We start from the raw sequence: 6,005 nt of genomic DNA, 5'->3' as shown, positions 1-6,005 counted from the left end.
TGGCGGACGCTGCCATCGGGCAGCTTTACCCGGGGGACACGCACTTCCAGGAAGCACTCGTGCTGGAAGAAGTTCAGGTGCCGGTAACGCTTGGCGACGGTGTCGTGAACCGGATGCTGGCCCTCCACGCCAGCCAGCGCGAAGCGGCTGCCGGCGATGAAGTCCACCCGGATGGTGAGCGTCTTGGCCGCCAAATCGAAGTCCGCGCCCGTCACCTGCCACGGCGGAGAGACCCCCAAGGCAGCCTCAAACAGCTTGTCAGTCATACCCGATCCCGTACCTGCTCAGGTCCAGCTTACCCACTCGAAATTGAAAAGAGGCTGTTTTTTCTTGAGTGGGCCGCACAGTGTTCGCAAGGTATCCGATTCCATGTCCGGACCGGCCACCGTCGAGCTGCTCCCGCAGCGCGGGCAGCCGGGCGCTGTGTACGAGGACAGCAGGATAAAAAGGGCTGAGCAGAACCGCTTCTTGTGCTTTTTGTCTACTTTCAATAAAGCATAGTCAAAACCCGCCGGCCGCGTATCCGCCTTTGTCAGTACCACGTGTTTTCGGGTGGCAGAAAATGAAGAACGATCCTGCAGTCTGCGTTTATGTGGGCGAGCCGCTGGCCCGCTACGGCTTCGGCCATGGCCACCCGTTCGGGCCGGACCGCCTGGATACCTTCTGGCGCGAGGCGCAGCGCCGCGGCCTGGACGAGCGGGTTTGCGTCTGCCCGCCGGTTGCGGCCGGCCAGGATGCCATCGAGCTCTTCCACACCCACGACTACGTGGAGCGGGTCAAGGCGCAGTCCGCCAGTGGTGCCGGCTATCTGGATTTCGGCGATACGCCGGCCTACCCGGGCGTCTACGAGGCGGCAGCCCACGTGGTCGGCTCCGGCCTGGATGCCGTGGCGCGCATCCTGGCCGGCCGCTGCCGGCGCGCTTTCGTGCCCATTGGCGGCCTGCACCATGCCCGGCGCGACGCTGCCGCCGGCTTCTGCGTCTTCAATGACTGCGGCGTGATCATCGAGGCCCTGCGCGCGCATCACGGCATCCGGCGGGTCGCCTACGTGGATATCGACGCGCACCACGGCGACGGCGTGTTCTACGCCTTCGAGGCTGATCCCGAGCTCATTTTCGCGGACATGCACGAAGACGGCCGCTATCTCTACCCGGGCACGGGCGCGGCGGAGGAGACCGGACAGGGCGCGGCGGCGGGCAGCAAGCTCAACGTGCCCATGAGCCCGGGGGCGGACGACACGGCCTTCTTCGATGCCTGGCACTGGGTGGAGGCCTTCGTGCGCGCCGCCGAGCCGGAGTTCATCCTGTTCCAGTGCGGCGCCGACAGTCTCGCCGATGATCCCATTACCCACCTGCGCTATTCCGCCGAGGCCCACGCCTTCGCCGCGACCCACCTGTGCCGCTTGGCGGAGGAGTGTTGCGCGGGGCGCATTCTCGCGTTGGGCGGCGGCGGCTACAATCGCCACAACCTGGCGCAGGCCTGGACGGCGGTGCTGCGCGCTTTTCTGGATACGCCGGCGGCCCCATGAAATTCCTTTGCGACGAGATGCTCAAGGGCTTGGCGCGCTGGCTGCGCGCCGCCGGCTACGATACCCTGATCGAGGCCGACGGCCGGAATGATCGCAGCCTGCTCGAACGGGCGGCCGGCGAGGGCCGTCTGCTCGTCACCCGCGACCGCAAGCTGCTCGAGCACCGCAACGCCGCGGGCGTCGTGCTGCTCCTGCGCGCCAACGAGCTGGAGGCCTGCGCCCATGAACTGGCCGCGCGGCTGGATCTGGACTGGCTGCACCGGCCCTTCAGCCGCTGTCTCGTGTGCAACACGGAGCTGACGGACGCGGCCCCCGCGCTGTGGGCGCAGGTGCCGCCCGGCGCGCGCGCAGCCGTGCGCGAGCTGCGCTATTGTCCATGCTGCGACAAGGTGTTCTGGGCCGGCGGCCACGTGCGGCGCATGGACCGGCGCCTGCGGGCGTGGCAGGCGGCCGTTGCGCCGGACGCGGGCGGCGGCTTGGCTGTGCGCTGAGGCCGGGCAGCCAAGCCGCCGCGCCAGGCTTGCGCCGGCTCCGGCTTGTCCCTAGACTGCCGGCACGAAGCGCTTGGAGGGTGCAATGACGGACTGGGATATCGAGCGGTCGCGGGACCTGTACAACGTGCCGCACTGGGGCGGCGGTTTTTTCGACATCAACGCCGAAGGCCACTTGCTGGCCTACCCGGACGGGGACGCCGGCAAGCCTGGGGTGGATCTCTTCGAACTGGCCCGGGAGCTGAAGCGCGGCGGGCTCGCCCTGCCCGTGCTGGTGCGTTTTTCGGACATCCTGCACCGGCGCGTGGAGACGCTCTGCAATGCCTTTGCCCAGGCCATGGCCGACGATCGCTACACGGGCCGCTACACCGCCGTCTATCCCATCAAGGTCAACCAGCAGCGCCGGGTGGTGGAGCAGATCCTGGCCAGCGGCGACAGCCGGGTGGGCCTGGAGGCGGGCAGCAAGCCGGAGCTCATGGCGGTGCTGGCCCTGTCCAAGCCCGACGGCGTGGTGGTGTGCAACGGCTACAAGGACCGCGAGTACATCCGCCTGGCCCTCATCGGCCAGCGTCTCGGCCACCGGGTCTACATCGTGGTGGAGAAGCTCTCGGAGCTGGAGCTCATCATCGAGGAATCCCGCCTCTTGAACGTGCGGCCCCTGATCGGCGTGCGCGTGCGCCTGGCCTCGGCCGGCTCGGGCAAGTGGCAGAACTCGGGCGGCGAAAAGTCCAAGTTCGGCCTGTCCTCGGCCCAGGTGCTGGCCCTGGTGACGCGCCTGCGCGAGGAGGGGATGCTGGACTCGCTGGAGCTCATGCATTTCCACCTGGGCTCGCAGATCCCCAACATCCAGTTCATCAAGCAGGGCATGGGCGAGTGCGCGCGCTTCTACGCCGAGCTGCGGCGCCTGGGCGCCAACGTGCGCGTGGTGGACGTGGGCGGCGGGCTCAGCGTGGACTACGAGGGCACCCGCTCGCGCGCCTACTGCTCCATGAACTACACCATCCAGGAATACGCCAACGACGTGGTCCACGCCCTGTGGGAGATCTGCGCCCAGGAAGGGCTGCCCCATCCGGACATCATCTCCGAGTCGGGGCGGGCACTGACCGCCCATCACGCCATGCTGATCACCAACATCATCGACATCGAGCGGGCGCCGGGCGACCTGCCGGTGGCGCCGCCGGCGCCGGATGCCCCGCAGATCCTGCACGACCTCTGGTTCGGCCTGAGCAACCTGAACAGCCGTTCCGCCATCGAGGCCTACCACGACGCCAACTACCTGCTCGGCGAGGCGCAGGGCATGTTCAACCACGGCCTCCTGAACCTGGAGCAGCGCGCCTGGGCCGAGCAGGTCTACGCCGCCACCTGCTGGCGGGTGCGCGAGCTCCTGCCCGGCAACTCGCGGGCGCAGCGCGAGATCCTGGACGAGCTGAACGCCAAGCTGGTGGACAAGTATTTCGGCAACTTCTCCCTGTTCCAGTCCCTGCCCGATTCGTGGGCCATCAACCAGATCTTCCCCATCGTGCCGCTGCACCGGCTGGACGAGCGGCCCGGTCGGCGCGGCACCCTGCAGGACATCACCTGCGACTCCGACGGCGCCGTGGACGACTACGTCGCCTTCAACGGCGTCGAGCCCAGCCTGCCGCTGCACGAGCTGCGCCCCGGCGAGCACTACCTGATCGGCATCTTCCTGCTCGGCGCCTATCAGGAGATCCTCGGCGACATGCACAACCTCTTCGGCGATACCGATTCGGTGCACGTGGAGCTCACCCCCGATGGCGGACACCGGCTGGTGCACCAGCTGCGCGGCGACACGGTGGATTCCGTGCTGCGCTACGTCCACTTCGACGCCGACACCCTGCTGGACGCCTACGGGCGCAAGATCGAGGCGTACCCCGACTTGAGCGAATTGCAGCGTCATCAGTTCCTGGCCGAGATCCGGGAGGGCCTGCGCGGCTACACTTACCTGGAGGAGTGAGCACCCGGCATTCGCCCTTTACGGGCCGCGGTCTTGCTTCGATAATGAAAAAGAAAAAGGCGCCGCTCGGCGGACGGGAGACTCAATGGACAGCATCTACGATCGGATCGGCGGCGAGGCCGCGGTGCGCCGGCTGGTGGACCGCTTCTACGACCTCATGGGGCAGGATCCGGCATTCAGGCCCCTGCGCGAGATGCATCCCGAGGACCTGACGGACTCGCGCCGAAAGCTTTTCATGTTCCTGTCGGGCTGGCTGGGCGGGCCCAATCTCTACGTCCAGGCCCACGGCCATCCGCGCCTGCGCCTGCGTCACCTGCCCTTTGCCGTCGACGAGGCGGCGCGGGACCAGTGGATGCAGTGCATGACGCAAGCGATGGTGGACGTGGGTATTCCCGAGCCCCTGCGCGACGAGCTGCACAAGGCCTTTTACCGCACCGCCGACTTCATGCGTAATCAGTAAAAGAAAAATCACCAGAGGACTCCGCCGGCACCTCGCAGTACGTCGTTGCCGGGCGAGTCTTCATGAAAGGGGAACAGCATGCTTGTCACCACGTCCGAAGACTTGATCACCCTGTGCCAAACCCTGCGCCTGGGCGATTACGTGGCCGTCGACACGGAATTCATGCGCGAAAAAACCTACTACGCGCGCCTGTGCCTGATCCAGGTGGCGAACGACGAAGTGGTGGCTTCCATCGACCCGCTGGCGCTCAAGGACCTCGGCCCGCTCTGGACGGTGCTCTTCGATCCCGGCATCACCAAGGTGCTGCATGCCGGACGGCAGGACCTGGAGATCATCCGCGATCTCACCGGCCGCCTGCCCGACCCGCTCTTCGACACCCAGATCGCGGCCACCGTGGCCGGCTACGAGGATTCCATCAGCTACGGCCGCCTGGTCGAGGCCATCACCGGCGAGCGGCTGGACAAGACCCTGACGCGCACCGACTGGAGCCGGCGCCCGCTGGATCCGGCGCAGATCCGCTACGCCGAGGACGACGTGCGCTACTTGCGGCTGGTGTACAAGCATCTGCGGCAGGAACTCATCGACACCGGCCGCCTGGATTGGGTGCGCGGCGACTTCGAGCGGCTGGGCGACCCCGGCCTGTATACGGTCGAGCCGCGCGAGATGTTCCGCAAGATCAAGAAGGGCCAGCTGCTGCGCCCGCGGCAACTGGCGGTGCTGCGCGAATTGGCCGCCTGGCGGGAGACCACCGCCATGCAACGGGACAAGCCGCGCAAGTGGATCCTGGACGACGACCTGCTTTTCGAGATCGCCCGGCAGACGCCCACCAGCGTGGCACAACTGACCCGCATGCGCGGCATCAGCGAGGCCGCGCTGCAGCAATGGGGCGAGGCCATCATCGCGGCAGTCGAGCGTGGCCTGGCCGTGCCCGAGGCGGAGCGGCCGCAGTGGCACGAGCGGCGCAAGCTGAAGCCCGGCGACCTCGCCTTGGTGGACCTGCTGCAGGCCCTGGTGCGCCAGCGTGGATTGGAGCACGGCGTGGCGCCTCAGCTCCTGGCCGGCCGCCCCGACCTGGAAGCGGTGGTGGCGGAAGATCCCGAGGCCGCCGTATTGAGCGGCTGGCGGGCCAAGCTGGTGGGTGACGAGCTGCAGGCCCTTCTGGCGGGCCGCCTTGCGGTGCGGGTGGAAGAGGGGCATTTGGTGGTCGAGCCGGTGGCGAGGGGGGGAGGGGGTGGTTTGGGCTGAGCCTGTTTCAGCCCAGCGGTTTTGGAGTAGGGCGGCCTGGCCCGCGATTGCTCGTTGGCCACGCGCTTGATCGCGAGCAAGTTCGCTCCTGCAACTTAGTATGCCAGCTCGCCAGGCTTGGCACTGCGTGCCCCGAATACCCGCTCCCGCCGGGCGCCCGGCCAATCCCCTGGGCCGCGCGGCCGCCAGCCGTCGGCGCGGGCTTGCCCGCGATAGTCCGCCGGCCGGCTTGGGTGATCGCGAGCCAGCTCGCTCCTGCACGCCTGGCGTATTGCTGGTCGGCATGCCGCGCTGACGAGCTTTTCA

Annotated in this window: 5 protein-coding genes and 1 pseudogene; 5 read left to right on the top strand and 1 reads right to left on the bottom strand. The window is 67.7% G+C overall.

Features of this window, described 5'->3' with window-relative positions:
• A pseudogene (locus G579_RS0105485) lies at positions 1-266 on the bottom strand (ISL3 family transposase); the annotation flags it as partial.
• A gap of 296 nt (positions 267-562) precedes the next feature.
• Between G579_RS0105485 and G579_RS0105480 the strand changes: the two are divergent.
• From G579_RS0105480 to rnd, 5 genes are all read left to right on the top strand, one after another.
• Positions 563-1,528, top strand: a complete 966-nt coding sequence (locus tag G579_RS0105480; RefSeq protein ID WP_028989379.1) for an acetoin utilization protein AcuC — start codon at positions 563-565, stop codon at positions 1,526-1,528.
• Entirely contained in the window at positions 1,525-2,019 is a 495-nt protein-coding gene (locus G579_RS0105475) for a DUF5615 family PIN-like protein (RefSeq protein ID WP_028989378.1), read from the top strand. Before G579_RS0105480 ends, G579_RS0105475 begins: the two co-directional genes overlap by 4 nt.
• 85 nt (positions 2,020-2,104) lie before the next feature.
• The gene (gene speA / locus G579_RS0105470) at positions 2,105-3,994 is read left to right on the top strand and encodes a biosynthetic arginine decarboxylase (protein ID WP_028989377.1); all 1,890 of its coding nucleotides are present in this window, start codon (positions 2,105-2,107) and stop codon (positions 3,992-3,994) included.
• 85 nt (positions 3,995-4,079) lie between these two features.
• Positions 4,080-4,454 carry a group II truncated hemoglobin gene (locus G579_RS0105465; RefSeq protein ID WP_028989376.1) on the top strand — a complete coding sequence of 125 codons (375 nt, stop codon included), beginning with the start codon at positions 4,080-4,082 and terminating at the stop codon, positions 4,452-4,454.
• A 78-nt stretch (positions 4,455-4,532) separates the two neighbouring features.
• Positions 4,533-5,699 (top strand): ribonuclease D, encoded by a 1,167-nt coding sequence (rnd, locus tag G579_RS0105460; protein ID WP_028989375.1) that lies wholly within the window; start codon positions 4,533-4,535, stop codon positions 5,697-5,699.
• Positions 5,700-6,005 lie beyond the last annotated feature (306 nt).

It is taken from the genome of Thermithiobacillus tepidarius DSM 3134 (genome assembly GCF_000423825.1).
Classification (GTDB): Bacteria; Pseudomonadota; Gammaproteobacteria; order Acidithiobacillales; family Thermithiobacillaceae; genus Thermithiobacillus; species Thermithiobacillus tepidarius.
Note: the sequence above shows the minus strand (reverse complement) of the source record. Positions and strands in the feature narration are given on the sequence as shown.